The sequence below is a fragment of the Arthrobacter sp. 01L42 genome, from assembly GCF_056400005.1.
The window spans coordinates 186,074-210,916 of record NZ_JBFTSL010000001.1 but is presented as its reverse complement, the minus strand read 5'-3'; the positions used below and the strand labels follow the sequence as shown (position 1 = coordinate 210,916).

Below are 24,843 nucleotides of genomic sequence, written 5' to 3'. Positions count from 1 at the left end.
CGCCACCATGCCCGCCGGCGAAGGCTACTTGAAGGACGCCCCGACCAGGCCGCGGGTGGCGGCCACGAGCTTCATCGGGTCCGTGGAACCGGCCGGCGGAACATAGACAGCCACGGACTCTGCGAAGTCCAGCACCATGCCGGTGCTGGTCTCCTTGCCGCCGGCCAGGGCGGCCGCGTCGTCGCCGATGGTGAGCTTGTCCCCGTCAGCCTTCGGAGTGCCGTCGAACGAGAAGTTCAGCCGTCCCAGCACCAAGGCCCCGCCGTCAGCGGTTCGGAACACGACAGTGTTGTCCGCGGCCGCCTTGTGCGTGAAGGCGAAGGTGCCGTTGACGCCTGATTTGACGACGTCGGCCTGGTAGGCGAGGGTGTCCGCGATGTACGGCGAGGACTGGCCTTCGACGAGCTTGTCCTTGAAGGTGGAGTCGGCCTTGGTCAGGCGGTCACCGAGCCCGGCGAGGGCTTCGTCGCCGCTGTACGCGAGCCCGGTCTTGTCTGCGGGCGCCAGCGTCTCCGTACCGGCCCGGCCGATCCCCGGGAAGGTGGCACCCGGCTGCAGCGGGGTGCTGCTGACCAGCTTGTAGTTATCCCGCGGGGAGTCCTGGGTCAGGGTCAGCAGCTGCGGGACGACGTTGCCCTCGCCCTGCGTCACGGCCATGACCGAGCGCGGCCAGCTGCGCTTGTTGGTGACCACCGTGGTCAGCAGCTTGGTGGAGCGGACAGGCATGCGGGCCTCGTAGGAACCGACCTGCGAGCGGATCTTGTAGTTCTGTGTGCGCACCTGGAGTTCGGACTTGGCCACCCGCGGCGCCAGCTTGGCGGCGTCCTTGGCAGCGTCTCCTGCATCGACGGCACCGGCAACCTGTTCCAGGACGCGGCGGAACTGCGCGTCCAGCAGCACCGGCGCATCGCCGGTCTGGCCCTCACTGCCCGGGGTCGCGGCGTCTGAGGCCGGGGCACCGGAGGCGGGAGCACTGGAGGCCGGAGCACTGGGCGGCGGCGCGGGCGTCTGGCTGGCCTGGGCGGCCACTGACGTTCCGGCGACGGCGGCGGCGGTCAGCACTGCCACCACGATGCCGGAACGGCGCACCGTGCCGGAGCCCTTCTTCTGGCCGGCCGCTGCTTTCTCCGGCGCTGTTTTTTCCGGGCCTGGTTTCTCCGGCGTGGCCGGCTGCGGTGCAGTCTCGGGTGCGGGGGTGCCGGGTGCGGAGGTGCCGGGTGCGGCAGGATCCTGGGTGCTTTCCGTCGAGCCGTTGTCCCCGCGGCGTGCCGCGGCCTTGGCCTGCGCGCGGCGGGCGAACGTGCTGCCGCCGCCGGTGCCGCCCCCGGTGCGGTTGCCTGACTTCGGCTTGAGGACCAGCAGCGCCCCGCCGGCGATGATCAGCAGGCCGCCGAGCACCATGAGCGGAATGGCCCAGGGCGTGGAGGTGTCGTTCGGGAAAGTCATCGTGATGGAGCCCGGGGCGGTCTTGGTGCCGTCCGCGGCGAGGAGCAGCGACCAGTCGCCGTCGGCCGGCGCGTTCCACGAGTAGTCCATTTCGCCGGTGGCGTTCTCTGTGGTGACCCAAAGATCCGATCCGGCGGGCGACGGCGCGGTAGCTTCGCCGTCGGTATGCGTCAGCTGCAGCGCCTTGCCGTCCTCGGAGACGCCGGCGACGGTGTTGTGGGCCGTCTTACCCACCCAGGCGTCGACGTCGTCCGGGCGTCCCGCGGCCAGCAAGAAGGCCCCTTCACCCTTGACCGTGATCTTCACGGTCCCGGGGTGCAGAGTCTTCAGCTTCTGGTCGAAGACGGTCAGCGGCGCGGCGGTGCCGGTCGGAGCGGTGGCCGTAATCGTCTCCGGGGGAGCCCAGAACGTCTTCTGGCCAATCCCGGCCAGGAGTGTCAGGAGGCCAAGCAGCACCAGGGCGACTGCAGTCTTGAAACGCAAAATACTACCTATCATCAGCGGACAGTTAGCTTCAATAGTAACCATTTTGTTACCCGCGAGTCAGATCGGGGACCCGGACGGCCCCCGGCGGCGGTGCCCGCGGGGGCGTTCTTCCCCTCTGGTGACAAGCCTGCTGATAGTGTTTGCGGTGATCATCACACCAGTGCCGCCAGTGTGGCGCCGCAAGGAATTAAGGGCATTTAACGCAGTGACTGAACATACGGATTCGTCCTCCGCCGGACCAGAAGAAGCGCAGGAATCCGACAGCCAGGAACCCGGCCCCGAACAACCCGTTTCCAGTCCCCGGCCTACAACCTCCCGGCCCCGGATTGCCGCGGCAAATGTCCTTCTGTCCGCGGCCCGGCGCCTGCGCCAGCCCCTGCCCGGAGCCCAGCCGAGAATCCGCTTCGAGATGCCCCCGGAGCATGAGGCCGGGGACGCGGAGACGTCCGCGGCCGATGCCCGCTTCGGCAGTCCCGGTCCGCGCATGTCGGCCCAGCACCCCTTGTACATGGGCTTCATGGGCACGGTCGGCGTCGGCTTCGCCCTCCTGGTCTACTGGATCGGATCAAATACGACTCAGCTGCTTTTGTGGATCATCACGGCGCTCTTCATCACCCTCGGCCTGGACCCGGTAGTGCGGTGGCTCGAACACCGGAATGTCCCCCGCGCCGCCGGCATCCTCCTGTCCGTGTCCACCCTGGCACTGGGCGTCGCCGCATTTTTCGCCACCCTGATCCCCACGATCGTGCAGCAGGTGACGCAGATCGTGCAGCAGGCGCCCAAGTGGGTCCAGGACTTCATTGACTCGGACTTCTTCCGGAGCATTGACAGCCAGTTCGGCATCCGGGACCGCATCAGCCAGGAGCTGGAGAAGTTCGTCAACAACCCGGACGCCATGGGCGGCATCTTCGGCGGCGTTGTGGGCTTCGGCTCCACCGTGGCAAACGGGATCTTCGGCGCACTGATCGTGCTGGTCCTGAGCCTGTACTTCCTCGGCGCCCTCCCTGCGATGAAGAAATGGGGCTACCGGCTCGCGCCGCGCTCGCGGCGGGCCCGGGTAGAAGCCCTGTCCGAGGAAATCACCGGTTCGGTGGGCAACTACGTGATCGGCCAGGCCGCCGTGGCAGTGCTGAACGCGACGTTCGCGTTCATTGTGATGTCGATCATCGGAGTGCCTTTTGCAACGCTGCTGGCGTTCGTGGTGGCCCTGCTGGCCTTCATCCCCCTCGTGGGCGGCATGATTGCCGGGTGCCTGGTGACGCTCGTTGCCCTAACCGCCGGCTGGCAGACCGCGCTCGTCTTCGCTATCTGCTATTTCGCGTACCTCCAGTTCGAGGCCTACTTCATCTCTCCGCGGATCATGCAGAAGGCCGTGGCGGTCCCCGGCGCCGTCGCCGTCATCTCCGTGATCGCCGGCGGCAGCCTCCTGGGCGTCCTCGGAGCCTTGATCGCCATTCCCACTGCGGCGGCCATCATGCTGCTGGTCAAGGAAATCCTCATCGCGCGCCAGGACAGCCGCTGACGGGGCTCCCGGTCGGGTTTTCGCACTGAAACAGGACAGCCGCACCGTGGTCCACGGTGCGGCTGTCCTGTTTCGGTGCGGTTTTCCCTCTTTGCGCCGTTGGCGGCTCAGGCGTGTGCCGTGGCGACCGGCCCGTCCCATTCCTGCGGCAGCACCGTTTCGGCACCGCCTGTGGCGCCGCCGGGGATGACCTCGTCCACGATTTCGTTGAGAACCCGCCCGGCGTACTTCTCCCCCACCCACAGGTGTTTGGCGCCGTCGACCCCCACCACCTGAGCCTGCGGCACCAGCGCGAACCTCGCGGCCGCAGCCGCCGGCTTCAGGTAGTCGTCGTGCTCGGGGACCAGGACCTTCAGCGGCTTGCCGGCCTCCGCCCATTCCTTCAGGTGCACGTCCGTGGCCCGGTGCAGCGGGGGCGAGAGCAGCACAGCCCCCTCGATTTCCGAGGCGACGGGCTCGGCGGCGCCGTACATCAGGGCCAGCTCGGTGCCGAAGGACCAGCCGACCAGCCACCGGTTCGGCAGGCCGCGGTCCACCGCGAACTGCACCGCGGCCTCGACGTCGAGACGCTCGCCGATGCCTTCCTCGAAGGCTCCCCCGCTGGTTCCCCGCGGCGATGAGGTGCCGCGTGTGTTGAAGCGCAGGACGGCGATTCCGGCGAGGGCGGGCAGCCGGTAGGAGGCCTTGCGGTAGATGTGCGAATCCATGAAGCCGCCGTGCGTCGGCAGCGGGTGCAGCGTGATGAGTGTTGCCTTGATTCCGCCGGTTTCCGGGACGGCGAGCTCGCCCACCAGCCGGTGCCCGTCCGACGTGCGGAGTTCGACGTTCTCGCGGCGGGCCGGCAGGACCGTGGAGGCACGGATGGCAGTGGGAGCAGAGGGCTGGGTGAAGACGTACGACGCGGGATCAAAGCTCATGCTGACCAGCTTAGCGATACCGGTAGCTCCGCGAAGTCCAGCAGTTGCTGTGCCAGTGCCGCCGCTCGGCGAGACCCGCGGCGGCGCCAAAGAGGTGGTCCTCGGACCAGACCACCAGGTGGGCGATTCCCGGCAGCACGGCGGTTGAGCAGCCCGGGCAGATGTAGGTCTTCTCGGCGCGGCCCGCGGTGATGGGGCGGACCATCCATTCGCCGTCCGGTGCGCTCTCCCGGCGGGCGAAACCCGAGCGGGCGCGCTCCAGGTCAAGTTCCGGTGCCGGGCCGTGCTTGGCTCCGGCGGCTTTGCTCTTGCCGGGCACTGTGCCCTTGCCGGAGCCTGTCTTCGCAGAACCGGCGCGGCGGGGTCGGTTGGAACGGGGCATGCCTCCATTCTGCCCCAGTCCGGCTGCCGCTCATTGCCGCCCCGCCAGGCCGCCGCCCGCGCAGGCGGTAGAGTTGACCGGGTGCGTTTAGTCATAGCCCGCTGCTCCGTTGATTACGTCGGCCGCCTCAAAGCCCACTTGCCGCTGGCCACCAGGCTGTTGCTGGTCAAGGCCGACGGTTCGGTCCTGGTCCATTCCGACGGCGGGTCCTACAAGCCGCTGAACTGGATGAGCCCTCCTGCGTCCCTGCGGGTCTCCACACCGGATGAGGTCGACGTCGAGGTCGGCGTCGTCGAACAGTGGACGGTCCAGTCGGCCAAGACCGATGACCGGCTCATCATCAACATCCACGAGCAGCTGCACGATACCTCCCACGAACTGGGCCAGGACCCCGGCCTGATCAAGGACGGCGTCGAGGCGGACCTCCAGCGGCTCCTGGCCGCCCAGATCGAACTGCTGGGCACCGGGTTCTCGCTGATCCGCCGGGAGTACTTCACAGCGATCGGCCCCGTGGACATCCTGGCCCGGGACGCGGACGGCGCCACCGTGGCCATTGAGCTCAAGCGCCGGGGCGACATCGACGGCGTCGAGCAGCTCACCCGGTACCTGGAACTGCTGAACCGGGACCCGCTGCTGGCTCCGGTCCGGGGAATCTTCGCAGCCCAGCAGATCAAGCCGCAGGCCAAGGTCCTCGCCAAGGACCGCGGAATCGACTGCGTGACCCTGGACTACGACGCCATGCGCGGCGTTGACGACAGCGAATCCCGGCTCTTTTAAGCACCTGCGGCAGGCTTTCCTCGGGGATGATTCGCGTTAAGACGTTCTTTGCACAATTTTTATGCAATTCTTCCGTTCGCCCGTTGACCTGACGCAAGTGTCATGAAATTCTTATACGAGTCTTTGTGTAGGTGTTTTTTCATGCTCGCAAGACATGTTGCGAGCGTGAAGCTCCTGCCGCCACGGTCCGTGAATCCGGTTCCGTTGCCAAAGGTTCTTCTCGCAGAGTGACCAAGTCCGGTGCGAAGTGCGCCGGATTTATTCAAGATCCACAATGAGGAGAAACAAATGGCTCAGGGAACCGTCAAGTGGTTCAACGCAGAAAAGGGCTTCGGCTTCATCACCCCGGATGACTCCGATGGCGATGTCTTCGTTCACTACTCCGAGATCCAGACCGGTGGCTTCAAGACCCTCGACGAGAACCAGCGTGTTCAGTTCGAGATCGGCCAGGGCGCCAAGGGCCCCCAGGCTACCGGCGTAACGCTGGTCTAGTCTGCCGCCGGGAAGTGCTTTAGGGCATTTCCGGCACCAGGAATGATCCCCGGCATTTGTGCCGGGGATCATTTTTTGTGCATTCTTGGGCGCGGTGTTTCAGCTCGTCCGCATTGGCCCGGTGCATTCTTCAGCCGAATTCCGCACTAACCCCGGGCACTAACCCGCCGGGCCCTGCCTAACGCACCAAAGTGCGCAGCAGGCGGGCACTTTGCCGGACGGACAACCCGGGAAGGTACGCGCGGCTCAGGGCCCGGCCCATCGCCGGCAATTGCAACGGATCCTGGTAGTAGAGGTACAGCGTGCGGTAGTCCGGTTTGAAACGCGACTTGAAGGTTGCCAGCGAGCGGAAGCCGTAGACGGGTTCCAGGGCCCTGCCCACCACGTCCAGGATCCCGGCCAGCCCCTCCGGCCCGGCGTCGCTGCCGCCGGAGTCGCTGCCGGAGTCGCCGCCGCCGGAATTGTCTCCGTCACGGTCCTTCGCCAGCGGCGAGCCGGACAGGGAGATCACCTCAACCGTGCGCTTGAGCTCCAGCACGGCGGAAGCAATGAGGAACTCCATGACACCGGGGAACGCGTCGCCGCGCCGGCGCATGAAGTCCAGGGTCCAGCTCACGAGCTGTCCGTCCGCGTATACCGGCAGCCAGCTCGTAACGCCCTGCACGCGTCCGGAGGCGTCCACCGCCAGGCAGCACAGCACCTCGTCGTCGTCGAGTTCGTCGATGCTGCCGAGCGTGAAGCCCATCTCCGGCACGTGCTTTTGCGCCGCCCATTCTTCGGAGACCTCGCTGAGCTGGGTCCGCAGCGGGGCCGGGAATTCGCTGTAGCGCCCCCATACGGCCTGGACACCGGTCTTCGCGGCACGGTTCAGGGCGGTGCGGACGTTTTGCCATTCCTTGCCCTTGAACTCGAGTTCGCGCACGGCGAGCCTGGTTTCCTGGGCCACGGCCACGCGGCGGAATCCGCGGGCCCGGAGCATCGGCCAGAGGCCGGCGGTGCAGGAGTAGAAACACGGGATCAGGGCGTGTTCGGCGCAGTAGCGCATGAAACCCGCCGCGGTCTCCTCGTGGAGGGCGGCGGATCCGAACGGGCCCGCCAGCGTCAGGGCCACGTTGCCGTGCTGCTGATAGGCCACGCCGCCGCGCCGGTCCGGCGTAAACCAGTATTTGTTCGGTTCCCAGAGCGCCATCCAGGACAGTGAGTCCCCGCCTTGGCGGATCAGGTCACGGGCCGTGTCCCGGTCCCCGGAGCCGACGTCGGTGCTGTGTCCGGTACCGTGCAGCCGCCGCCGCAGCACCAGCCAGACCGCCGCCAGGGCCACCCCCCAGAAGATGATGCCGGCATAGGCGAACAGAAATGACTCGACGGCGTTGCGGTTCTGGAACAACCTGCTGTAGGCGCCCGGAATGGGCAGCGGCAGGTACTGCCGGGCGAGTTCCGCCGCGAGGCCCAGCACTCCCCCGTCGCGGTCCATCCCGCCGGCGGCGAGCCAGGCCACCGAATAGGCCCCGGCGAGCACCAGCCACGTGCCCCCGACCACGATGCCCAGGATCCGCCTGGCCCGCGGAGCAGTCTCGACCCGGAACTGCCGGCGGTTAAGCCAGAGCAGCACAACGAGCAGCAACGGGACGGCCACGAGCGGAAGGACGCGGACGAAGCCGGAGCCCATCACGGCCGTGTGCGGCTGGCTGGCGTAGTGCGGAATCCGGGCGAACAGGGCCAGGTACACGGCGGCCAGGGCTGTCACGCCAAGCTGGACGATGATCGCGATCCGCAGGGCCAGGCGGCGGCCCTGCCGCATGCCGTCCGCACAGATCAACAGCAGGACCACCGGGACAACCGCCAGCGCAAGGCCCAGCGGACCGGCGAGTCCGGCGCGGCCGGCCTCCAGGCAGCTGACGTCCACCGTCCCGCCGCAGTTTTCCTCCAGCTGGCCCAGCGTGGGCAGCGGGTTCAGCACGACGTCGCGCAACAGGGCCAGGGGCCCGGTGGGGCTGCTGACGGCGGCCGTGAGGATCGGCCCCACCGCGAAGATCGCGACCGTGAGGGCCAGCAGGTTGCGGGTCTCGCGTCCGGTTGAACGGTGCCGGTGCAGGGTCCCCCGGTCGCCCTGGATCCACCAGCCCGCGGCCAGGCCGGCAAGGGCACCGGCGAGCCCAACCACTGTCTCCGGATGCCCGACGTAGAGCACCAGCAGCAGGGACGCGGACAGGCCGGCGGTCCGCAGCCTGCGTTGCCACAGCGTGGGCAGCAGGCCGCTGGCGGCCAGGGCCACGGCCAGGACGGCGGCGTAGGGGCCAATCAGCCGGGCGTTGACCATGAGCCCCAGCCAGCCGTCGCCGATATACCGGGCCAGCTGGGTAACCAGCAGGAACACCGTCACAGCAGCGAACTGGCCTACAAAGAAGAATACGGCCGTCCGCAGGGTCCCCAGATGCCGTTCAGCGAGACCCAGCAGCAGGAGGATCATCAGTGATGCGGCCAGGTAGGCCAGCAGGTTGGTGGCGAAGAACAGCGAGGTGAACAAGGACCACCAATGCCCCGCTTTCAGCCCCGAAGCGTTGACGGACGCTACAGGCAACAGGGCGTCGGGCGGGCCTGACAGGAAGCTGCCCGTCACGGCCCCGACACCGAGGAAGGCCGCGAGGACCGCCAGCGTGAAGGGTACGGCACGGAAGTGCGCCAGCGTCCGGCGCAAGCCCTGGCGCCAGACACCCTGCAGCGGCGGGATCTCCGGCCCTGGGCCCGCCGCGGTCCGGTTACTCCCGGTCTTGGCCTGGCTCATGGCGCGATCCCCCAGCGTCGGGCCAGGAAGTCCAGGCCGCCGGGAAGGCCGCCGGATGCCACGTCCCAGGAGTGCCCCGCGTTGGCGATCCGGTGTGTTTCAACGCTGAACCCGGCACGGCGTGCCGCCTCGGAGAGCACGTCCATGTGGCCGGTGAACTGCGGGTCTCGGTCTCCGGCGGCGAAGTACACGCCGTGGCCGTCGAAGCGGTGTTCCGCCATGACGCGCAGCGGGGTCAGCTGGTCGAAGGCCGCGGCGTCGGCGCCGAAGGAGGCCTCAATGGTCTTGGCCCGCACCTTCGCGAGGGCCGGCTCCTCCTCGCTGGAGAAGGCCAGCGCCGCGCTGTAGACGCCGGGATGCCTCGTGACCATCTGCATGGCGCACGTGCCGCCGAAGGAGAAACCGCCGGCGGCCCACCGGCGGGGATCCGGGTCGACGTCGAGCGTGCGCTTGATCCAGTCCGGCACGTCCCGCGCCAGGAAGGTGTCCGCCTGGGCAATCCGGCTGTCCATGCACAGCGTGTTTCCCGACGCCGAGCCGTTGGGATCGACCACCACCGTTACGGGCGCCACCCCGGCGTGCTCCGCGGCGAACCGGTCGAGCCGGCTCCGGAGTGCGCCGCCAGTCAGCCAGTCGGCAGGACCGCCCGGCTGGCCGGAAAAGAGGACCAGCACCGGCAGCGCAGGCCGGGGGGAACCCAGGTAGGCCGGGGGGAGATAGACGTAGGCGTCCCGGCTCTGGAAGCCGGAGACGGTGCCCGGGATGACCGCCTTGCGGATGACGCCGTCGGGAAGGTGGTCCGGCGCCTGCCAGTGGGTGAGCCCGGTGGCGGCAGGGGCGCCGGCGGCGCGCGTCAGGCCGGCCTCGAGCGGCTGGATCCGGGCTGCGGCCGCTCCGGTGAGGTCGCCGACAGTGTGGTTCAGGCCGAAGTAGATGTTGATCTGGACGGCGGACAGCGCGAGGACGGCCAGGAAGGCGGCCGTGGCTGCTGCGCCTGAACGCCAGCGACGGCTACGGCCCGGAATAGTGCCGGTCGGATTAGTGCCGGTCCGTCCGCGGCCCCAGAGTCCAAGCAGGCGCATGAGCCACAGCAGCAGGGCGAGGACGCCGGCAACGGACCAGGCCAGGGTCTCCAACGGCAGTTCGGCAGGGAAGACGGTGACGGCGTAGAGCAGGAACCAGTGCACGGCCGCGACGAGCGCCGCGGCGAGCAGGGTCATGGCAGCCGCGACGGCCACGGCCGCGCCGGGAGCGCGGCGGCCCGTGCGCCGGAAACCCGTGTGCCGGAGGGCAACGTGCGTCAGGAGGTAGGCCAGGCCCGCCGCGGCGGCTGCCCACACGATCCACACCACCGGGCCGTCGACCAGGCTAAGGCCATCGAGGTAGTCCACCGGGGCTAGCGCCAGGTGCCGACGCCGATGACGGGTCCGGCCTCAAGCCAGGATGACAACCCTGTGTAGGCATCGAATCGCATGGCCAGGAGGACCTGCTGGCCCTCGTAGCGGAGCTCCACGATGACGGCGTCGGGCTGGACCTTGAGGAGCTCGGATTCGGTCGGCTTGCGCCGGCCAAGCAGCTCCAGCGAGCTGCGCCGGAAGGTGTGCTTGGGGCGGACGCTGAGTGAGACCAGGCGGAACCATTCGAGGTCGTTGTCCTGATAACGGCAAACCCCCATCTGCCAGCTGTTTCCAGCCGTGCAGATGGAGGCGTCCACCGTGCCCAGGGCGCGCCGCAGATTGAAGCGGCGCACCCCCGAAAGGCACAGTGCAAATACCAGCAACCCAAACGCAGTTGCCAGGACGATGAACGGCAAACCAATATCGTTCATCAAGGTCGTGCTAGCGGATCCCCGCAGTAGCCGCTTCGCCCATTTGGGCGTTGTCAGCAACAATGACCACCCTGTTGTTGTCGACAGAGAAGAATCCCCCGTCAACAACTACAGCGATGCGGTCACCGGATACCGGCTCGATTGCCAGTTCACCTTCGGCCAGAATCGCCAGCAGGGGCGAGTGGCCGGGCAGGATTCCGATTTCACCATCGCTGGTGCGGGCCTTGACCATCTTGGCCGCTCCGGACCACACAAAGTGGTCCGCTGCGACAATCTCAACCTCAAGCTCAGCCATATTACTTGGTCTGTTCCTGGATCTTGGCCCACTGGCGCTCGACGTCGTCCAGGCCGCCGACGTTGAAGAACGCCTGCTCTGCAACGTGGTCAAGGTCGCCGTCGCAGATAGCGGTGAAGCCTTCAACAGTGTCCTTGATGGACACGGTGGAGCCCTCGACGCCGGTGAACTGCTTGGCGGTGTAGGTGTTCTGCGAGAGGAACTGCTGGATGCGGCGTGCACGGGACACGACGATCTTGTCTTCTTCAGAGAGTTCGTCAACGCCGAGGATGGCGATGATGTCCTGAAGTTCCTTGTTCTTCTGCAGGATCTGCTTGACGCGGACGGCCGTGTTGTAGTGGTCGTGGCCGATGTACTGCGGATCCAGGATGCGGGAGGTCGACGTCAGCGGGTCAACGGCCGGGTACAGACCACGGGAAGCGATTTCACGGGAAAGTTCCGTGGTCGCGTCGAGGTGTGCGAAGGTCGTGGCCGGAGCCGGGTCGGTGTAGTCATCTGCGGGAACGTAGATGGCCTGCATCGAGGTGATGGAGTGGCCCTTGGTGGACGTGATGCGCTCCTGGAGGAGGCCCATCTCGTCAGCCAGGTTGGGCTGGTAGCCCACGGCCGACGGCATGCGGCCGAGGAGGGTGGAAACCTCGGAGCCTGCCTGGGTGAAGCGGAAGATGTTGTCGATGAAGAGCAGCACGTCCTGGTTCTGCACATCGCGGAAGTACTCCGCCATGGTCAGGGCGGACAGTGCAACGCGCAGGCGCGTTCCCGGCGGCTCGTCCATCTGGCCGAACACAAGGGCGGTGTCCTTGAGGACGCCGGCCTCTTCCATTTCGACCCAGAGGTCGTTACCTTCACGGGTACGCTCGCCGACACCGGCGAACACCGAGGTGCCGCCGAAGTTGCGGGCAACACGGGTGATCATTTCCTGGATCAGCACGGTCTTGCCGACGCCGGCACCACCGAACAGGCCGATCTTGCCACCCTTGATGTACGGGGTGAGGAGGTCGATCACCTTGATGCCGGTTTCCAGCATCTCGGTGGAGCCTTCCAGGGTCGCGAAGGCCGGAGCCTTGCGGTGGATAGGCCAGCGTTCGCTGATCTGGAGTTCGGACTCGGCAACGTCGAGGGGCTGGCCCAGCACGTTGAAGATGTGGCCCTTGACGCCGTCGCCCACGGGCACGGAGATCGGGGCACCGGTGTCCACCACGTTGGTACCGCGGACAAGTCCGTCGGTGGCCTGGAGGGAGATGGCACGGATCAGGTTGTCACCCAGGTGCAGGGCAACCTCGAACGTGATGGTTCGGGTCTCACCGTTGAGAGTGATCTCGGTGGTGAGTGCGTTGTAAATCGAGGGGATTGCGTCAGCCGGGAATTCGACGTCGACAACCGGGCCAATAACACGTGCAATACGACCGGTAGCACCGGACGTTGCGGCTACGTGATCGGTAGCAGTGGCAGTCATCTCTCTCACTTCACTCAGTAGATGGCGTGGGGTTAAGTTTATCTTTTGGTGCAGGTACAGCTGGATCCGGGCTCGTGCTGGCTAGGACGCGGACAACGCGTCGGCACCGGCAACGATTTCGGAAAGCTCCTGCGTAATTTCAGCCTGACGGGCAGTGTTGCGCAGACGCGTGTACTTCTTGATGAGATCCGTCGCGTTGTCGCCGGCGGACTTCATCGCACGCTGGCGGGCTGCGAGCTCGGAAGCTGCTGCCTGCAACATGGCGGCGAAGATACGTGATTCGATGTAGCGCGGCAGCAGGGCATCGAGAACCTGCTCCGTTTCCGGCTCGAATTCGTAGAGGGGCAGCAGGTCCGATTCGGACGCGGCTTTCTCTTCGACAACCTCGAGCGGCAGCAGACGGACGACCGTCGGCTCCTGGGTCACCATCGACTTGAAGCGGGTGTAGACGACGTGGATTTCGTCGACGCCGCCCTCTTCGTAGGCGTTAGCGAATTCGGCCAGCAGTGCTTCACTGACTTCGCGCGCGGTCGCAAACTCCGGTGCATCCGTGTTGCCGGTCCATACGCGAGCGTATTCACGGTTCCGGAAGTCGAAGTACGCCTGCGCCTTGCGGCCGACCAGGAACGTCTTGACTTCCTTGCCTTCCCCGTGGAGCAGCTCGTTGAGGCCTTCGGCCTGCTTGAGGACACTCGCCGAGTAAGATCCCGCGAGGCCACGGTCCGAGGTGATGACCAGGACGGCGGCGCGGCGGATCTGCGCCGGCTCGGTGACCAGGGGGTGGTCGATTTCGCTCTGGCTTGCGACAGCAGAAACGGCACGCGTGATCGCGTTCGCGTAAGGCAGTGAAGCTGCTACGCGTGCGCGGGCCTTGCCGATGCGCGAGGTAGCGATCAGTTCCATCGCCTTGAAGATCTTGCGCATCGACGTCGTCGAGCTGATCTTCTGGCGGTAGACCCGGATCTGGGCTCCCATACTTATCCTTTCCTAAGATCCCGATGGCCGGGACTGCCGGAACCCGTGCGGGTCCCGGCAGTCCCTGCCAGCGAAACTAGCGCTTCTGCTTGACGATTTTTTCCTGGTCGACCTGATCCTCGCCGATGGGGGCGTGCTCCTCGTGCCCCGCACCGACCAGGAGGTTGTCTCCCTCGCCGAAGAAGCCCTTCTTGAAGTCCACGATTGCGGTCTTCAGTGCTTCAGCGGTGTCATCGTCCATGACGTTGGTCTGGGCCAGCGTCGTCAGGATGGAGGACTTGTGCTTGAGGTGCTCCAGGAACTCGGTCTCGAAGCGGTTGATGTCTTCAACCGGAACCTCGTCCAGGTGGCCGTTGGTGCCGGCCCAGATGGAGACGACCTGGTTCTCGACCGGGAACGGCGAGTACTGGCCCTGCTTGAGCAGTTCCATCAGGCGTGCACCGCGGGTCAGCTGCTGGCGCGATGCGGCGTCCAGGTCCGAGGCAAACATGGCGAAGGCCTGCATGTCGCGGTACTGGGCCAGTTCCAGCTTCAAGGTACCGGAGACCTTCTTCATGGACTTGACCTGGGCGGCGCCACCAACACGGGAGACGGACACACCGACGTCGACAGCGGGGCGCTGGTTGGCGTTGAAGAGGTCCGACTGCAGGAAGATCTGGCCATCGGTGATGGAGATCACGTTGGTCGGGATGTAGGCGGAAACGTCGTTTGCCTTGGTCTCGATCAGCGGCAGACCGGTCATCGAGCCTGCACCGAGCTCGTCGGAGAGCTTGGCACAACGCTCCAGCAGACGGGAGTGCAAGTAGAAGACGTCGCCCGGGTAGGCTTCGCGTCCCGGCGGGCGGCGGAGCAGCAGTGACACTGCACGGTAGGCCTCGGCCTGCTTGGACAGGTCATCGAACACGATGAGGACGTGCTTGCCGCCGTACATCCAGTGCTGGCCGATGGCCGAGCCGGCGTACGGTGCCAGGTACTTGAAGCCTGCGGGGTCGGACGCCGGGGAAGCCACGATCGTGGTGTATTCCAGGGCGCCGTTGTCCTCGAGGGTCTGGCGGACGGCTGCGATCGTGGATGCCTTCTGGCCGATCGCCACGTAGATGCAGCGCACCTGCTTCTTCACGTCGCCGGAAGCCCAGTTGGCCTTCTGGTTGATGATCGTGTCGATGGCAATGGCGGACTTGCCGGTCTGGCGGTCACCGATGATCAGCTGGCGCTGGCCGCGGCCGATCGGGATCATGGCGTCGATAGCCTTGAGTCCGGTCTGCATCGGCTCGTGGACCGACTTACGCTGGGTCACGCCGGGTGCCTGGAGTTCCAGGGCACGGGTGGTCTCGGCCTTGATCTCGCCGAGGTCATCGATGGGCTGGCCCAGCGGGTCAACCACGCGGCCGAGGAAGGCGTCGCCAACCGGCACGGACAGAACCTGCCCGGTGCGGTGGACTTCCTGGCCTTCTTCGATTCCGGTGAAGTCACCGAGGATGATGACGCCGATCTCGCGGACGTCGAGGTTCTGGGCCAGGCCCAGCGTGCCGTCTTCGAAGCGAAGCAGCTCGTTCGCCATGACCGAGGGAAGGCCCTCAACACGGGCGATGCCGTCACCTGCGGTTGTTACACGGCCGACCTCTACGCGCTCTGCGTTTCCGGGTTCGTAGGACGCCGCGAACTCGTTCAACGCATTACGGACGTCGTCGGCGTTGATGGTCAATTCGGCCATCTGCAGTCCCTGCTCTCCTGTTTTCGTGATCATCGTTGCTCACGATGACCGGGGTTTCTTGTCGTTAGGTTGTGCTTGTCCGGCTAGCCGGCAAGCTGACGCTGGAGCTGGCCCAGGCGGCCGGCGACCGAAGCGTCAACCACTTCGTCACCTACCTGGATCCGGATGCCACCGATCAGTGCCGGGTCAACATTCATGTTGATCTTGAGCTCGCGCCCGTAAAGGGCGTTCAGCCCCGCCTGCAGGCGGCTGATCTGCGTCTCCGTCAGCGGACGGGTGACGTCGACCGTTGCAATCCAGCGCTGCTGGCGCTTGGCGGCAAGCTCGGCGAAACGGCGGACCAGCCTGGTGACCTTAAGCCCGCGCGGAGCCGTGACGGCCTGCCCGATCAGGACTTTCGCGTCCTCGCTCGCACCGGGTACGAGTTTGTCGGCGAGGGACACCTTGGCGGCCGGGCTGGCCTGCGGCTCGGACAGAGCACGCTGGACCTCGTGGCTGGACTCAACGGCCTGGTTGAAGGAGAACAGATCGTTCTCCAGCGATTCCAGTCCGCTGAGCCCGGAGGCAGAGACGGCCGACTTGTTCTCGGCAACAGCGATGACCACCGAAGCGGCAAGAGTCTCGAGTGCATCGCCGATATCCCGTGCCGATGCCCAGCGGGAGCTGGCCAGTCCGGCTGCGATTTCAACAGCGTCAGCGGATACTTTCCCGCCGAAGAGCTGCTTGACCAGCGCCGACTTTTCGTCACCGCTGCGGGACGGGTCAGTCAAAGCACGGCGCAAGCCGGCCGAGCTGTCCACGGTTCCCAGGATTCCGAAGAGTTCCTTTGCCAACTGCAGCGACGCGGTGGGAAGCTTGGCCTCCAGTGCCGCCAGCGCAGCGGCCAGCGATTCGCTCGATACACCTGCCATTACTTAGCTACACCCGCGTTCTGGTTCTCCAGATCTGCCAGGAAGCGGTCCACCACTCGGGCCGACCGTGCATCGTCGCTCAGTGCCTCGCCGACGATGCGGCTCGCCAGCGTCGTGGCCAGCGTGCCGACCTCCGCGCGGAGCGACACAACGGCCGCCTGGCGCTCGGATTCGATCTGCGTGTGGGCCTGCGCGGTGATGCGGGCAGACTCGGCAGCCGCCTTCTCCTTCAGCTCTGCAAGGATCTGGGCGCCTTCGGCGCGTGCTTCCTCGCGGATGCGGTTGGCTTCGGTGCGGGCTTCCGTGAGCTGCGCCTTGTACTCTTCGAGCGCTGCGGAGGCCTCGGCCTGGGCCTTTTCGGCCTTGGCGATACCGCCCTCGATGGCTTCGGCCCGCTCTGCGAAGGTCTTCTCGAACATCGGGACAACGTACTTGACCACGATGAACAAGAGGAGCGCAAAGCCGGCGAAGACGACAAGCATTTCCCAAGGATTGGGAACGAGGGGGTTAGTACCGCCTTCGGTGGCGGCTGAGATGATCGCTTGATTCATATTTCACCCGTCCTTATCTACTCGGTTCTGGATGTTCGGTTGTTCTGTTTACTTAAGAACGAACGCGAAGACCAGGCCAAGGATGGCGAGGGCTTCAGTCAGCGCGAGGCCGAGGAATGCGATCGGCTGCAGGACGCGCTGGGCTTCCGGCTGACGTGCCACACCGTTGATGTAAGCGGCGAACACGAGACCCACACCGATACCACCGCCGATGGCGGAGAGGCCGTAGCCGATGAGGTTGAGGGAGCCGTTGATGGAGCCTTCCATTTTTCTTCCTTTCAAGATGCCACCCATGTGGCAGGTTGTTTGGGTTGCTTCATCCCCGTGAGGGGAAGACTATGTTGTGCCGGCTGGGGTTGTGCCTTCTGGCGTGTGCGCCTGAAGGCCTTCGCCTAGTGGCTGTCGGCGTGCAGCGCGCCTTCGATGTAGATCGCGGTCAACAGCGTGAAGACGTAGGCCTGCAGCACCATGATCAGCGCTTCGAGCATGTACATGGCGATGGCACCGCCAAGGACGAGTACGGACGCGCCCTTGAGGAGGACGTTTTCCTGCATCACGAGGTATTCGATGCCCGCACCGGAGATCATGATGATCAGGTGGCCGGCCAGCATGGTGGCGAACAGACGGAGGCTGTGCGTGACCGGGCGGACCAGGAAGTTGGAGATGATCTCGATCGGTACGACGATCGGGAGAATGTAGAACGGCACACCGGACGGAACCGTGGCCAGCTTGAAGTACTTCAGGCCGCTCTTCCGGATGCCGACGGCGATCCAGGTGACGTACACGATCGCGGCGAGCACGTAGGCACCGCCGACGTGCGAGAAGGTGGGAAGCTGGATCAGCGGGATTGCACCGTAGATGTTGTTCACGAGGATGAAGAAGAAAAGCGTGAACAGCAGCGGGACATACTTCATGAAGTCCCGGCCGCCGATAATGTCCTTGGCGATGCTGTTGCGGACGAAGCTATAGGCGGCCTCGCCAGCGAACTGCAGCTTGCCGGGAACCAGTTGCTGCTTCCGTGCAGCGATCACAAAGAATGTACCGATAATGACGACCGACAGGATTACCAGCAGCATCTGCTTGGAAAATCCGTCGGCAGCACCCCAGGGGATGATAGCCGGCAGGTGAAGTTCTTCAATTCCAGGAGGCGTGAAGGTTCCTGAATCTTGGGCCGGGAGCGCAAGCGCGATCAACGCGTTTCCTCTCTGCAGTGTCCATCATTGGGCGTTGGGCGGGGACCGGCGACATTGGTGCCCGCCTCTCCCCCTGTGAAATTATTTGGCATTACTGTTCCTCGTCCTGGGACGGGCCACGTGCAGCAGTGCCGTCATCAGCTGAAGTTCTGTTACTGGTGAGGCCGTGCATATGAGAAAGATAGAACCCTCCCGCAGCTCCAAGCAGAGCGCCTGCGAGCACAATCCAGCGGGTTCCCCACAGATTATCCAGTCCCCACCCTATCAAACTCCAGACGATGATTCCGCCAACAATGTAGCTGAAGACGGCGATTCCGGCGTTGTATCCGCCGTCGCTTCCGTCGGTCGATACACCGGGGGCACCGGACGAAGTTTTGGGTGATTTGGCTGGCTGGTTTTCTGGTCCGGTACGTGGTCCGGCAACTGGCCTGCGGCCGGATTTGCGGCTAAACATCGGTGCCGCCTTTTCGCGTTTCGGGATCGTTGTAAATCTGGAGCCTGGCCTTGCTGAAACCGTAAATTTCGGCTGCCTGCCAGAACACGACGGTGACGACGGCGCCGATCAGGAACCAGCGGCCGTGCAGCCAGGCCGGGGCGCCGATGACGAAGAGGACCACGGCGAAGCCGACAACCTTGACGAAGTACGTCGCGACGAACAGTCCGATCGCTCCCGAAGGGTTGTTGCGGCCGACGAAGTGGCCCACCGCGAGGCTGATGGCAAAGAAGGCCATCACCAGCGCGCCGCCGAACAGGGCGGACCAGAGCCCCACGGCGCCGTTAAAGATGAAGGCAGCCGTGCCGGTCAACACCAGTGCTGCGGCGGTGGCCGCGGAACTCATTGCCAGCAGCCTGAGCCACAGGGATTTTGTGGGGCCGGAGACGCCAACGGGTCCGTTGCCGGAAGCGGGTTCCGGTTCGGCGTTGGAGGTCATCAGATCCCAATCGTCGCTGGCGTATTGCTGGTCAAGGCAGGCGGCGAAGTACCGCCCCTGAATTCTACATTAGATAGAAATTATTCGGAAAAGCGCGTCGGAGCGGGTTCCCGGGCATGCCGGTCACGCTATTCGGGAGTGCGGGCCATCTGCCGCGGCCCGCGCTGGCGCAGGTACGGCCAGGCAGTCGCCACGGCCATGATTGCCGCGGCGGCCAGATCGACGGCGAGGACTATGTGCCAGGGGAAGATCGCGAAAGCGAGGCCGCCGAAGGCAAGGATGCAGGTCCACAAGTACATCAGCACGACGGCGCCGCGGTGCGAGTATCCGATGTCCAGGAGTTTGTGGTGCAGGTGTCCGCGGTCCGCCGACCACGGCGACCGGCCCAGCGCTGTCCGCCGCACCACCGCCAGGCACAGGTCCAGCAGCGGCAGGAACAGCACCGCGAACGGCAACAGGATGGGGATGATCGTGGGAATGCCGTTGGCCCGGTCGTAGAGGCCTGAGCTGATCTGACCGGTCGAGACGACGCCGGCCGAGGCCATCAGCAGGCCAATCAGCATGGCCCCGGAATCGCCCATGAAGATTTTGGAGGGGAACCAATTGTGCGGCAGGAAGCCGACGCAGCTGCCGACCACGACGGCGGTCAGCAAGGTGGCGAGGTCCGAACGGTCCAGCAGGACGGCCGTGCGGTGGACCCAGTAGGCCGTGAGGAAGAACGCCGCTCCGCCGATGATCGCCACGCCCGCGGCAAGCCCGTCCAGTCCGTCGATGAAATTGAACGCATTCATGGTGGTGACGATCAGCCCGGCCGTCAGCACAATGCTCACGGCCTCGTTCTGGATCACGATCGGCTCGGGAATGAACGGGATGATCGTCATCCGGACCCCCCAGGTGGCCACGACCAGCGCCGCGGCGCTTTGGCCGATCAGCTTGACCCACCACCTCAGGTCCAGCAGGTCGTCCGCCACGCCGACAACGACGATCACCGCGGCCCCGGCCAGGATTCCCCATGGCGCCGTGTTGTTCCGGAAGATGTCCTTGACGAAGAACGAATTGCTCGCCGTGACCAGGGCAACCAGCACGCCCGCGAAGATGCCGAGGCCGCCGAGCCGGGAGATCGGGGTGGAATGCATGTCGCGGCTGCGGATCGGGGAATACAGCTCCAGCTTGTTGCCCGCGAGCCGGGCACCCCATGTCGCCGCGTAGGTCACGATCGCTGCCGTCAGCATCATGAGCAGGTACATGATCACGGGACGACCACCAGCCAAACGCCGTCAGTACCGTCAGCACAGGCACCGCACGCCGGCACGTCCCGCAGCACCGGACGCGCCGGTGAGCTGCGGAAATGGGGTGGATTCGATTGCGGTGGAACTGTCTTTCGAAAAATGAAACTTCTCCGTCGCCGTGCGCAGGGCAGGCAGTGCGTAGTGCCTGACAGGGCTGTATTACAGTGGACTCTAGTCAAGATACTAATGCCAACGGCCACCTGTCTTCGCGTCACACGGCCCTCTGCCGGCGGGAAAACCACTGACGGTCGTGCTGAAAGGACCCCGCGATGACCCCCTCGGTTGCAGTCGCTGCCGTGACGTTTGACCGTCCCAGGGAGCTGGCGGTCCTGCTGGACGCCATCAACAACCAGACCGCTCCAGTGCAGTCCATTTGCCTCGTCGACAGTGGCACCGTGCCGTCGACGGACGTTGCCGGCCAGCACGCCAACGTGGACTATGTCCGGTCCGAGGCAAACCTTGGCGGCGCCGGCGGATTCTCGTTGGCCATCCTCAAGGCCGTGGCCAGCGGGGCTGACTGGATCTGGATGATGGACGACGACGCCGAACCGGCAGATCCCGACTGCCTTGCCACGTTGCTCCGTGAGGCCCAGGAACGTGATCTGGACGCCGTCGTGCCCCTCGTGGTGGCCCCCGGCCACCCGGACCAGCTGTCCTTTTTCTTCCGGCTGGACGGCAAGGTCACGCATGAGCGCGCGGAGGTGGAAAAGGTCGGATTCCTGCCCGACGACGGGCACTTCTTCAACGGCGCCCTGATCCGTTCCGATGTCTTCTTCAAAGTCGGCCTGCCGGACATGCGCCTTTTCATCCGTGGCGACGAGGTGGACTTCACGCTCAGGCTCAGGAAGGCCGGGATCCGCTTCGGCACGGTGACCACCGCCGCCATCACGCACCCGCACGCCTTCGCTGAAACCAAGCACGTCTTCGGTGCGCGGTGGCACGTGATCGCTCCGGATTCCGCCTTCAAGCGCTACTTCTACTACCGGAACCGCGGGTATATGATCCGCCGCCACTTCCGGGTCAAGTCCTTCATCGCGGATGTGGGCGGCTACCTCGGCTACTTCCTGCGCAGCGGCGACTTCCGCGGGCTCGCTGACTGGTTCCGCGCCTTTTCCGCCGGGCTCCGCGGCAAGGGCTTCGGCCCGCTGGAGGACCAGAAGTTCTGACCGTGCTCCCCCGCTGGCAGCCCCGCCGGCAGCCTAGGGCTGCCGGCGCAGGCGCCTGCGGAGCAGCAGGCCCAGCAGCACCCAGGGTTCGCCGAACACCCGGTAGGCTACCCGCTGCGGGTGGAGCATGAGCCGCCAGGCCCATTCGAGTCCGAGCCGGCCGATCCAGCGCGGCGCCAGTTTCTGCACACCGGCGATCTGTTCGATGGCGCCGCCGACGGTGCAGTAGACCGCAGGCGGAAGCTCGGCAAGCCGGCGGGCCATGACCTGCTCCTGCAGCGGCATCCCGAGGCCCAGCAGCACAAGCTGCGGGCGCAGCCGGTTCAGCCATTCGACCGCGGCTTCCTCAACTTCCTTGTTCCAGCCTTCGCCGGGCATGCCGTCGACCCGCGCCCCGGGGACGATCTCCCGCAGCCTGGCCACGGCACCGGCGTTGGCCACGGCGCCTGCACCGATGACCGCAATGCGCTCCAGTCCCGCGACATTGCCGAGCGCGGGAATCCAGTCGGTCGACCCAAGGCGGTAGTCCATCACCGGTTCCCTGCCGTCGTCCTCTTCGCCGGTCTTCGCCCAGAGCCAGAGCACCGGTGCGCCGTCGATCAGGACCACGTCGCTGCGCTCATAGAAAGAGCGGAAGGCAGGATCGGAGTGCAGCAGCGTCACGCTGTGCAGGTTGTGGCCCACCACGATCCGGGTCTTGCCCTCGGCCATGAAGGTGCTGAGGACCGCGGTCAGCTCGGACACCGTCACGGGGGTCGCTTCGACGTCGAGGAAAGGGACGCGCTGACGCTCCAGCGTCATGCGGAACCGGGCTCCGGCGCAGCGTCGGGCCCTGCGGCGGGCTCCGGAGCGTCCGCAGCATCGGGGGCGTTGCCGTCGATGTCCAGGACGCCGGGCACCACGCCGCGCAGGCGGTCGAGGCTGATGGCTCCCTGCCGGACGACGCGCAAGGGCAGCGCCGTCGCGTCGACGATGGTCGAGGCGAGGGCGTCGGCGCCGTCGGCGGGCCGGGGTCCGCCCTCCAGGTAAACCTCCACGGATTCCGCCAGCTGGGCTTCGGCGTCCGCGGCGGTCTGCGCCGCGGCGTGCCCGGTGCGGTTAGCGGAGGACACCGCGAGGGGTCCGGTAAGCGTCAGGAGGTCCTGGGCGATCTCGTCGGCCGGGATCCGCAGGGCGACCGTGCCCTTGGTCTCGCCGAGATCCCAGTCCAACGACGGCTGGGCATGCAGGATCAGGGTCAGGCCGCCGGGCCAGAACGCCTCGGCCAGCCGCCGCGCCTCGGCCGGAACGTCCGTGGCCAGGCCATCGAGGGCGTTCAGCCTGGGGATCAGCACGGGCGGCGGCATCTTCCGGCTCCGGCCCTTGGAGGCGAGCAGCAGGGTCACGGCAAGGGGTGAAAAGGCGTCGGCCGCAATCCCGTAGACCGTGTCCGTGGGAAAGACCACGCACTTGTTCTCCCGGATGGCCCGTTGGGCGTGCTCAAGTCCCGCAGCGCGCTGCTCGGCCGCCGTGCAATCGTAGCTAGTCGTCACTGGCCTATTCTTTCATCACTTGTCACACGATTTTTCGCGGCCGTAGGCCCTGACGGTGCCAGGACGGCGCTGGTGGCGCGGTCCTTGCCGTTGAGGTCACGGTGCGTTGTCACCTCGGCGAACACCCCGGCGCGTTTGAGCATCGCGGCGATCCATTCCGACTGGACCTCGGCGTGCTCCATCACGAAGTAGCCGCCGGAGGCCAGCAGGCGGGCAGCCGAGGCGGCCGCCGCCGTCGGAAGTTCCATCCCGTCCGCTCCCCCGCCGTAGAGCGCCTCGGGCGGGTCGTGCAGCGCCACTTCGGGTTCGTTCGGGATCGCTTCGGCGGGGATGTAGGGCGGGTTGGAGACGACGACGTCGAACGTGCCGTTGTGTTCGGCCAGCGCGTCGCGCAGGTCGCCGCGGATGAGGTGGACGCCCAGGGGAGCCAAGTTTTTCGCCGCCCACGCGTGCGCGAATTCGCTGAACTCGACCGCGTGGACTTCCGCGCCGGGAACCTCATGGGCGATCGAGCCTGCAATGGCACCGGACCCGGTGCCCAGGTCCACGACCTTGGGGTGCGCCAGGCCGTCCAGTTGTTTCCTAGCTCTGAGCCAGTCCAGGACCAGCTGCACCACGGATTCGGTCTCCGGCCGCGGGATGAACACACCGGGGCCGACGGCGAGTTCGAGGTAGCGGAAGTGCGCCACGCCCGTTATGTGCTGCAGCGGGATCCGCTGCGCCCGTTCGGCGACCAGGTCGGCGTAGCCTTCCGGCGCCGGCGAGTCCCCGAGCATCAGCGCGCGCAACCGGCCCAGTCCGACGCCGAGCAGGTGCTCGGCCAGGAGCTCGGCGTCCACGCGCGGGCTGGGCACGCCGGCCGCCGCGAGGACCGCCGTCGCCTCGCTGACGGCCTCCGCGAGGCTCGGACCATCACCTGCAGTCATCACCAGTGACCCGCGCCTATTCGCCGATGGCGTCGAGCCGGGACTGCTCGTCCAATTCGATGGCTGACTGGATCACCGGTTCCAGGTCGCCGTTCATGACCTGGTCCAGGTTGTAGGCCTTGTAACCGGTGCGGTGGTCCGCAATCCGGTTTTCCGGGTAGTTATAGGTACGGATGCGCTCGGAGCGGTCCATGGTGCGGATCTGCGACTTGCGCTGCGCCGAGTTTTCGGCGTCGATCAGCTCCTGCTGGTGCGCCAGGATGCGGGCGCGCAGCACGCGCATGCCGGCCTCACGGTTCTGCAGCTGCGATTTTTCGTTCTGCATGGCGACGACGATTCCGGTGGGAAGGTGCGTGATGCGCACTGCGGAGTCGGTGGTGTTGACCGACTGCCCGCCGGGACCGGAGGAGCGGTAGACGTCGATCTTGAGATCGTTCTGGTTGATCTCGAGCTCCTCGGGCTCGTCCACTTCGGGCAGCACCAGCACGCCGGCGGCCGAGGTGTGGATGCGGCCCTGGGATTCGGTGACGGGCACACGCTGGACCCGGTGCACGCCGCCTTCGAACTTGAGCCGGGCGTACACGCCTTCGGCCGGATCGTTCGAGCTGCCCTTGACGGCCATCTGGACGTCCTTGTACCCGCCGAGGTCCGACTCGGTGGCGGAGATGATCTCGGTCTTCCAGCCGCGGGATTCCGCGTAACGGCTGTACATCCGCAGCAGGTCCGCGGCGAAGAGGGCTGCCTCGTCGCCGCCTTCGCCGCCCTTGACCTCGAGGATCACGTTGCGGGAGTCGTCCGGGTCGCGCGGGATCAGCAGCCGGCGCAGCTTGGCCGCCGCCAGCTCCAGCGCGGCCTCCAGCTCGGGTACCTCGGCCGCAAACTCGGGGTCCTCGTCCGCCATTTCCTTGGCAGCGGCCAGGTCGTCGCGGATGCCTTCCCAGCGGTGGTAGGCCTCCACAATGCCGTTCAACTGGGCAGAACGCCGCCCCAGCTTCCGGGCCAGCCGCTGGTCAGCGTAGACAGCAGGATCCCCCAGCTGAGCCTGGATAGAGTCGTGCTCATCCAACAGGCCCTGTACGGACTCAAACATTTTCAAACCTCTTTCGACTCTCTCAAGTCTAGTTACTGCAACGCGGGGTCACTTACCGCCCATTCCGGCGGCCCTGATGGGCCGTAGGTGACCCGCGTTGCTCCGGCCAGGGGGTGGTGAGTTAAACCAGAAGCCGCTCAAAATATGCCGGCCAGGGAGTGCAGTCGATGACTCCCAA

25 protein-coding genes are annotated in these 24,843 nt (G+C 66.0%); 4 read left to right on the top strand and 21 right to left on the bottom strand.

From position 1 onward, the window contains the following. Positions 1-24: 24 nt before the first annotated feature. On the bottom strand, positions 25-1,944 hold the full coding sequence (locus tag AC1DN2_RS00910; RefSeq protein ID WP_476848854.1) for a hypothetical protein: 1,920 nt from the start codon (positions 1,942-1,944) through the stop codon (positions 25-27). 193 nt (positions 1,945-2,137) lie between these two features. On the opposite strand from AC1DN2_RS00910, the gene AC1DN2_RS00905 reads away from it, so the two are divergent. Further along, complete coding sequence (locus tag AC1DN2_RS00905) at positions 2,138-3,454, top strand: AI-2E family transporter (protein WP_374706739.1); 1,317 nt, start codon at positions 2,138-2,140, stop codon at positions 3,452-3,454. A gap of 107 nt (positions 3,455-3,561) precedes the next feature. On the opposite strand, the gene AC1DN2_RS00900 is transcribed toward AC1DN2_RS00905, so the two are convergent. Together AC1DN2_RS00900 and AC1DN2_RS00895 are read right to left on the bottom strand one after the other, a co-directional pair. Beyond that, positions 3,562-4,371 (bottom strand): alpha/beta hydrolase, encoded by an 810-nt coding sequence (locus AC1DN2_RS00900; protein ID WP_476848853.1) that lies wholly within the window; start codon positions 4,369-4,371, stop codon positions 3,562-3,564. A 10-nt stretch (positions 4,372-4,381) separates the two neighbouring features. Beyond that, entirely contained in the window at positions 4,382-4,753 is a 372-nt protein-coding gene (locus tag AC1DN2_RS00895) for an ATP/GTP-binding protein (RefSeq protein ID WP_476848852.1), read from the bottom strand. Positions 4,754-4,834: 81 nt separating this feature from the next. Here AC1DN2_RS00895 and nucS point away from each other — a divergent pair, with 81 nt between their 5' ends. Then, on the top strand, positions 4,835-5,530 hold the full coding sequence (gene nucS / locus AC1DN2_RS00890) for an endonuclease NucS (protein WP_026266819.1): 696 nt from the start codon (positions 4,835-4,837) through the stop codon (positions 5,528-5,530). 288 nt (positions 5,531-5,818) lie between these two features. After that, positions 5,819-6,022, top strand: coding sequence for a cold-shock protein (locus tag AC1DN2_RS00885; protein ID WP_011692441.1), 204 nt, complete (start codon positions 5,819-5,821; stop codon positions 6,020-6,022). Between the two features lie 178 nt (positions 6,023-6,200). Here the strand turns inward: AC1DN2_RS00885 and AC1DN2_RS00880 are convergent, their stop codons facing one another. The 14 genes from AC1DN2_RS00880 to AC1DN2_RS00815 all read right to left on the bottom strand — a co-directional run bounded on the left by AC1DN2_RS00880 (position 6,201) and on the right by AC1DN2_RS00815 (position 19,915). Continuing rightward, positions 6,201-8,807, bottom strand: coding sequence for a bifunctional lysylphosphatidylglycerol flippase/synthetase MprF (locus tag AC1DN2_RS00880; protein ID WP_476848851.1), 2,607 nt, complete (start codon positions 8,805-8,807; stop codon positions 6,201-6,203). Further along, the gene (locus AC1DN2_RS00875) at positions 8,804-10,198 is read right to left on the bottom strand and encodes an alpha/beta hydrolase (protein ID WP_476848850.1); all 1,395 of its coding nucleotides are present in this window, start codon (positions 10,196-10,198) and stop codon (positions 8,804-8,806) included. The genes AC1DN2_RS00880 and AC1DN2_RS00875 overlap by 4 nt, the downstream gene beginning before the upstream one ends. Before the next feature lie 5 nt (positions 10,199-10,203). Next, entirely contained in the window at positions 10,204-10,635 is a 432-nt protein-coding gene (locus AC1DN2_RS00870) for a DUF2550 domain-containing protein (RefSeq protein WP_223916017.1), read from the bottom strand. Between the two features lie 10 nt (positions 10,636-10,645). Continuing rightward, on the bottom strand, positions 10,646-10,930 hold the full coding sequence (locus tag AC1DN2_RS00865) for a F0F1 ATP synthase subunit epsilon (protein ID WP_018775711.1): 285 nt from the start codon (positions 10,928-10,930) through the stop codon (positions 10,646-10,648). A 1-nt stretch (position 10,931) separates the two neighbouring features. Continuing rightward, positions 10,932-12,386, bottom strand: coding sequence for a F0F1 ATP synthase subunit beta (gene atpD, locus AC1DN2_RS00860; RefSeq protein WP_018775710.1), 1,455 nt, complete (start codon positions 12,384-12,386; stop codon positions 10,932-10,934). Positions 12,387-12,467: 81 nt separating this feature from the next. Then, positions 12,468-13,361 (bottom strand): F0F1 ATP synthase subunit gamma, encoded by an 894-nt coding sequence (locus AC1DN2_RS00855; RefSeq protein WP_028276063.1) that lies wholly within the window; start codon positions 13,359-13,361, stop codon positions 12,468-12,470. A gap of 76 nt (positions 13,362-13,437) precedes the next feature. After that, the gene (atpA, locus tag AC1DN2_RS00850; protein WP_026266817.1) at positions 13,438-15,075 is read right to left on the bottom strand and encodes a F0F1 ATP synthase subunit alpha; all 1,638 of its coding nucleotides are present in this window, start codon (positions 15,073-15,075) and stop codon (positions 13,438-13,440) included. 83 nt (positions 15,076-15,158) lie between these two features. Then, on the bottom strand, positions 15,159-15,986 hold the full coding sequence (locus AC1DN2_RS00845; protein ID WP_230008751.1) for a F0F1 ATP synthase subunit delta: 828 nt from the start codon (positions 15,984-15,986) through the stop codon (positions 15,159-15,161). After that, entirely contained in the window at positions 15,986-16,537 is a 552-nt protein-coding gene (locus AC1DN2_RS00840; protein WP_223916021.1) for a F0F1 ATP synthase subunit B, read from the bottom strand. Before AC1DN2_RS00840 ends, AC1DN2_RS00845 begins: the two co-directional genes overlap by 1 nt. A gap of 48 nt (positions 16,538-16,585) precedes the next feature. Then, entirely contained in the window at positions 16,586-16,804 is a 219-nt protein-coding gene (gene atpE / locus AC1DN2_RS00835; protein ID WP_003804776.1) for an ATP synthase F0 subunit C, read from the bottom strand. A 125-nt stretch (positions 16,805-16,929) separates the two neighbouring features. Beyond that, a complete protein-coding gene (gene atpB / locus AC1DN2_RS00830; RefSeq protein ID WP_223916023.1) occupies positions 16,930-17,730 on the bottom strand; it encodes a F0F1 ATP synthase subunit A in 801 nt (266 codons plus the stop codon). Between the two features lie 91 nt (positions 17,731-17,821). Beyond that, entirely contained in the window at positions 17,822-18,184 is a 363-nt protein-coding gene (locus AC1DN2_RS00825; protein WP_476848849.1) for a hypothetical protein, read from the bottom strand. Beyond that, a complete protein-coding gene (locus AC1DN2_RS00820) occupies positions 18,177-18,662 on the bottom strand; it encodes a hypothetical protein (RefSeq protein ID WP_476848848.1) in 486 nt (161 codons plus the stop codon). Before AC1DN2_RS00820 ends, AC1DN2_RS00825 begins: the two co-directional genes overlap by 8 nt. Positions 18,663-18,790: 128 nt before the next feature. Continuing rightward, positions 18,791-19,915, bottom strand: coding sequence for an MraY family glycosyltransferase (locus AC1DN2_RS00815; RefSeq protein ID WP_476848847.1), 1,125 nt, complete (start codon positions 19,913-19,915; stop codon positions 18,791-18,793). 305 nt (positions 19,916-20,220) lie between these two features. Here AC1DN2_RS00815 and AC1DN2_RS00810 point away from each other — a divergent pair, with 305 nt between their 5' ends. Beyond that, positions 20,221-21,117, top strand: a complete 897-nt coding sequence (locus AC1DN2_RS00810) for a glycosyltransferase (protein ID WP_476848846.1) — start codon at positions 20,221-20,223, stop codon at positions 21,115-21,117. A 33-nt stretch (positions 21,118-21,150) separates the two neighbouring features. On the opposite strand, the gene AC1DN2_RS00805 is transcribed toward AC1DN2_RS00810, so the two are convergent. The 4 genes from AC1DN2_RS00805 to prfA are packed head-to-tail and all read right to left on the bottom strand — an operon-like array spanning position 21,151 to position 24,665. After that, entirely contained in the window at positions 21,151-21,918 is a 768-nt protein-coding gene (locus AC1DN2_RS00805) for a WecB/TagA/CpsF family glycosyltransferase (protein WP_476848845.1), read from the bottom strand. After that, positions 21,915-22,649: an L-threonylcarbamoyladenylate synthase gene (locus AC1DN2_RS00800; protein ID WP_476848844.1), complete on the bottom strand. Its 735-nt coding sequence runs from the start codon at positions 22,647-22,649 to the stop codon at positions 21,915-21,917. Before AC1DN2_RS00800 ends, AC1DN2_RS00805 begins: the two co-directional genes overlap by 4 nt. Continuing rightward, a complete protein-coding gene (prmC, locus tag AC1DN2_RS00795; RefSeq protein WP_476848843.1) occupies positions 22,646-23,575 on the bottom strand; it encodes a peptide chain release factor N(5)-glutamine methyltransferase in 930 nt (309 codons plus the stop codon). The genes AC1DN2_RS00800 and prmC overlap by 4 nt, the downstream gene beginning before the upstream one ends. A gap of 16 nt (positions 23,576-23,591) precedes the next feature. Beyond that, entirely contained in the window at positions 23,592-24,665 is a 1,074-nt protein-coding gene (gene prfA, locus AC1DN2_RS00790) for a peptide chain release factor 1 (protein ID WP_079554478.1), read from the bottom strand. Positions 24,666-24,843: the final 178 nt, after the last annotated feature.

What these genes read in the sequence shown, in the direction of transcription:
- AC1DN2_RS00910 (WP_476848854.1), bottom strand. Translation starts at nt 1,944, where the DNA reads ATGATAGGTAGTATTTTGCGTTTCAAGACTGCAGTCGCCCTGGTGCTG.
- AC1DN2_RS00900 (WP_476848853.1), bottom strand. Translation starts at nt 4,371, where the DNA reads ATGAGCTTTGATCCCGCGTCGTACGTCTTCACCCAGCCCTCTGCTCCC.
- AC1DN2_RS00895 (WP_476848852.1), bottom strand. Translation starts at nt 4,753, where the DNA reads ATGCCCCGTTCCAACCGACCCCGCCGCGCCGGTTCTGCGAAGACAGGC.
- AC1DN2_RS00885 (WP_011692441.1), top strand. Translation starts at nt 5,819, where the DNA reads ATGGCTCAGGGAACCGTCAAGTGGTTCAACGCAGAAAAGGGCTTCGGC.
- AC1DN2_RS00880 (WP_476848851.1), bottom strand. Translation starts at nt 8,807, where the DNA reads ATGAGCCAGGCCAAGACCGGGAGTAACCGGACCGCGGCGGGCCCAGGG.
- AC1DN2_RS00870 (WP_223916017.1), bottom strand. Translation starts at nt 10,635, where the DNA reads ATGAACGATATTGGTTTGCCGTTCATCGTCCTGGCAACTGCGTTTGGG.
- AC1DN2_RS00865 (WP_018775711.1), bottom strand. Translation starts at nt 10,930, where the DNA reads ATGGCTGAGCTTGAGGTTGAGATTGTCGCAGCGGACCACTTTGTGTGG.
- atpD (WP_018775710.1), bottom strand. Translation starts at nt 12,386, where the DNA reads ATGACTGCCACTGCTACCGATCACGTAGCCGCAACGTCCGGTGCTACC.
- AC1DN2_RS00855 (WP_028276063.1), bottom strand. Translation starts at nt 13,361, where the DNA reads ATGGGAGCCCAGATCCGGGTCTACCGCCAGAAGATCAGCTCGACGACG.
- atpA (WP_026266817.1), bottom strand. Translation starts at nt 15,075, where the DNA reads ATGGCCGAATTGACCATCAACGCCGACGACGTCCGTAATGCGTTGAAC.
- AC1DN2_RS00845 (WP_230008751.1), bottom strand. Translation starts at nt 15,986, where the DNA reads ATGGCAGGTGTATCGAGCGAATCGCTGGCCGCTGCGCTGGCGGCACTG.
- AC1DN2_RS00840 (WP_223916021.1), bottom strand. Translation starts at nt 16,537, where the DNA reads ATGAATCAAGCGATCATCTCAGCCGCCACCGAAGGCGGTACTAACCCC.
- atpE (WP_003804776.1), bottom strand. Translation starts at nt 16,804, where the DNA reads ATGGAAGGCTCCATCAACGGCTCCCTCAACCTCATCGGCTACGGCCTC.
- AC1DN2_RS00825 (WP_476848849.1), bottom strand. Translation starts at nt 18,184, where the DNA reads ATGTTTAGCCGCAAATCCGGCCGCAGGCCAGTTGCCGGACCACGTACC.
- AC1DN2_RS00820 (WP_476848848.1), bottom strand. Translation starts at nt 18,662, where the DNA reads ATGACCTCCAACGCCGAACCGGAACCCGCTTCCGGCAACGGACCCGTT.
- AC1DN2_RS00810 (WP_476848846.1), top strand. Translation starts at nt 20,221, where the DNA reads ATGACCCCCTCGGTTGCAGTCGCTGCCGTGACGTTTGACCGTCCCAGG.
- AC1DN2_RS00805 (WP_476848845.1), bottom strand. Translation starts at nt 21,918, where the DNA reads ATGACGCTGGAGCGTCAGCGCGTCCCTTTCCTCGACGTCGAAGCGACC.
- prmC (WP_476848843.1), bottom strand. Translation starts at nt 23,575, where the DNA reads ATGACTGCAGGTGATGGTCCGAGCCTCGCGGAGGCCGTCAGCGAGGCG.
- prfA (WP_079554478.1), bottom strand. Translation starts at nt 24,665, where the DNA reads ATGTTTGAGTCCGTACAGGGCCTGTTGGATGAGCACGACTCTATCCAG.